This window comes from Glutamicibacter sp. BW78 (assembly GCF_002332245.1).
Lineage (GTDB): Bacteria > Actinomycetota > Actinomycetes > Actinomycetales > Micrococcaceae > Arthrobacter_H > Arthrobacter_H rhombi_A.
The window spans coordinates 838-1636 of sequence record NZ_NRGU01000034.1; the positions used below are offsets into that span (position 1 = coordinate 838).

1 protein-coding gene is annotated in these 799 nt (G+C 58.3%); it reads right to left on the bottom strand.

Annotated elements, in window-relative coordinates; translation table 11 throughout:
* A partial coding sequence (locus CIK75_RS16235) for a hypothetical protein (protein ID WP_158225941.1) occupies window positions 1-256 on the bottom strand: 256 nt, incomplete at its 3' end.
* Window positions 257-799: the final 543 nt, after the last annotated feature.

Consider the following 799-nt stretch of genomic DNA (forward strand, 5'->3'; position numbering starts at 1 on the left):
AGGTCACCAGGACCCCGAGAAATTGGATGACGCCGATCCCGATGGCAGCACCCGCCATGGCATTTCCCGCTGGCTTGCGCACACCCCTCATACCGAGGATGACGGCGATCAAACTCAAGACAACGACGGCTCCCAACCCAATGATAGAAACGGTATACAGGTTGTCATAGTCCGCCCGGGCTGCCGCCTGCCGCGCGGCCAGCGGCCCGACGTAAGAGGTAATCCACATGAGAACCGTCGCGATCAAAGCGAGCACGAGTCCAGCCCATACTCCTCTTCCGGCGCGCGATCTTGACTTTGTCGAGTGAGGGGACGTCTCGGGCGGAACATCTCGGTGAGTCTGCGGTTCGCTCATATTGCAGAGTCTAACCACGCTCATAGCTCTATTGTGATCTACACCATGAACGTTCATTGATCGATACAAACGGGTCGAAAGACCCCTGGCAAACCCTTCCATCGGCATCGGCCGATTAACAATGGACCCGCTACCTTGGAACGTCCGAGGCGCCAGCCGATGAAACCATCACTCGGGGGACGAGCCGATGATGACCATCCAGAATGTCCACCGAACGGATTGTCCGAAGCCGTCTGCGCGGCACCCCTTTGCCCGTAGAAGGAACCTTGACCGGGGCCATTGGCGCGCAGGCATTGCGGGGAAAGCTTTTCCCCTTCTCTTCTACTACGCCCAATCACTCTTTCGCGTTTCTTCGCTGGCTAGGCTTTGGCGAATCCTTTCTGCCTCGGCAGCCAAAATGCGACGCTGGTCCACAGTCCAGCGGCGAACCGGGAGTTCAAGCAC